We start from the raw sequence: 2,569 nt of genomic DNA, 5'->3' as shown, positions 1-2,569 counted from the left end.
ATACATTTGGTTAAGTCCTCGATCGATTAGTATTCGTCAGCTGCACGTGTCGCCACGCTTCCACCCCGAACCTATCTACCTCATCGTCTTTGAGGGATCTTACTTACTTGCGTAATGGGAAATCTCATCTTGAGGGGGGCTTCGTGCTTAGATGCTTTCAGCACTTATCCCGTCCACACATAGCTACCCAGCGATGCTCTTGGCAGAACAACTGGTACACCAGCGGTGTGTCCATCCCGGTCCTCTCGTACTAAGGACAGCTCCTCTCAAATTTCCTACGCCCACGACGGATAGGGACCGAACTGTCTCACGACGTTCTGAACCCAGCTCGCGTACCGCTTTAATGGGCGAACAGCCCAACCCTTGGGACCGACTACAGCCCCAGGATGCGATGAGCCGACATCGAGGTGCCAAACCTCCCCGTCGATGTGGACTCTTGGGGGAGATAAGCCTGTTATCCCCGGGGTAGCTTTTATCCGTTGAGCGATGGCCCTTCCATGCGGAACCACCGGATCACTAAGCCCGTCTTTCGACCCTGCTCGACTTGTAGGTCTCGCAGTCAAGCTCCCTTCTGCCTTTACACTCTTCGAATGATTTCCAACCATTCTGAGGGAACCTTTGGGCGCCTCCGTTACACTTTAGGAGGCGACCGCCCCAGTCAAACTACCCGCCTGACACTGTCTCCTACCCGGGTTACGGGTATGGGTTAGAATTTCAATACAACCAGGGCAGTATCCCACCGACGCCTCCTCCGAAGCTGGCGCTCCGGGCTCTAAGGCTCCTGCCTATCCTGTACAAGTTGCACCAAAATTCAATATCAAGCTATAGTAAAGCTCCACGGGGTCTTTCCGTCCTGTCGCGGGTAACCTGCATCTTCACAGGTACTATAATTTCACCGAGTCTCTCGTTGAGACAGTGCCCAGATCGTTACGCCTTTCGTGCGGGTCGGAACTTACCCGACAAGGAATTTCGCTACCTTAGGACCGTTATAGTTACGGCCGCCGTTTACTGGGGCTTCAATTCGCACCTTCGCTTGCGCTAAGCACTCCTCTTAACCTTCCAGCACCGGGCAGGCGTCAGCCCCTATACTTCACCTTACGGTTTTGCAGAGACCTGTGTTTTTGCTAAACAGTCGCCTGGGCCTATTCACTGCGGCTCTTCAGGGCTATTCACCCTAAAGAGCACCCCTTCTCCCGAAGTTACGGGGTCATTTTGCCGAGTTCCTTAACGAGAGTTCTCTCGCTCACCTTAGGATTCTCTCCTCGACTACCTGTGTCGGTTTGCGGTACGGGCACCTATCACCTCGCTAGAGGCTTTTCTTGGCAGCGTGAAATCAGGAACTTCGGACATACGTCCTCGCCATCACAGCTCAATGTTATAGAATGCGGATTTGCCTACATTCACACCTTACTGCTTGGACATGCATAACCAACAGCATGCTTACCCTATCCTTCTGCGTCCCCCCATTACTCAAACGGTGGTTTGGTGGTACAGGAATATCAACCTGTTATCCATCGCCTACGCCTATCGGCCTCGGCTTAGGTCCCGACTAACCCTGAGCGGACGAGCCTTCCTCAGGAAACCTTAGTCATACGGTGGATGGGATTCTCACCCATCTTTCGCTACTCATACCGGCATTCTCACTTCTAAGCGCTCCACCAGTCCTTCCGGTCTGACTTCAACGCCCTTAGAACGCTCTCCTACCACTGATACCAAAGGTATCAATCCACAGCTTCGGTGATTTGTTTAGCCCCGATACATTTTCGGCGCAGCGTCACTCGACCAGTGAGCTATTACGCACTCTTTAAATGATGGCTGCTTCTAAGCCAACATCCTGGTTGTCTAAGCAACGCCACATCCTTTTCCACTTAACAAATACTTTGGGACCTTAGCTGGTGGTCTGGGCTGTTTCCCTCTTGACTACGGATCTTATCACTCGCAGTCTGACTCCCAAACATAAATCATTGGCATTCGGAGTTTGTCTGAATTCGGTAACCCGGGATGGGCCCCTAGTCCAAACAGTGCTCTACCTCCAAGATTCTAACGTTTGAGGCTAGCCCTAAAGCTATTTCGGAGAGAACCAGCTATCTCCAGGTTCGATTGGAATTTCTCCGCTACCCACACCTCATCCCCGCACTTTTCAACGTACGTGGGTTCGGACCTCCAGTAAGTGTTACCTTACCTTCATCCTGGACATGGGTAGATCACCTGGTTTCGGGTCTACGACCACATACTCATTCGCCCTATTCAGACTCGCTTTCGCTGCGGCTCCGCTTTCTCAGCTTAACCTTGCATGTAATCGTAACTCGCCGGTTCATTCTACAAAAGGCACGCCATCACCCATTAACGGGCTCTGACTACTTGTAGGCACACGGTTTCAGGGTCTATTTCACTCCCCTTCCGGGGTGCTTTTCACCTTTCCCTCACGGTACTGGTTCACTATCGGTCACTAGGGAGTATTTAGCCTTGGGAGATGGTCCTCCCGGATTCCGACGGAATTTCACGTGTTCCGCCGTACTCAGGATACACTCAAGAGAGAATGAACTTTTGACTACGGGGCTTTTACCCT

The 2,569-nt window shown here is 52.0% G+C and carries 1 rRNA gene; it reads right to left on the bottom strand.

Annotated elements, in window-relative coordinates:
- Window positions 1-6: 6 nt before the first annotated feature.
- Window positions 7-2,569 (bottom strand): 23S ribosomal RNA (locus ACIQYS_RS22360); the annotation flags it as partial.

Source organism: Psychrobacillus sp. NPDC096426 (assembly GCF_044762745.1).
Lineage (GTDB): Bacteria > Bacillota > Bacilli > Bacillales_A > Planococcaceae > Psychrobacillus.
Note: the sequence above shows the minus strand (reverse complement) of the source record. Positions and strands in the feature narration are given on the sequence as shown.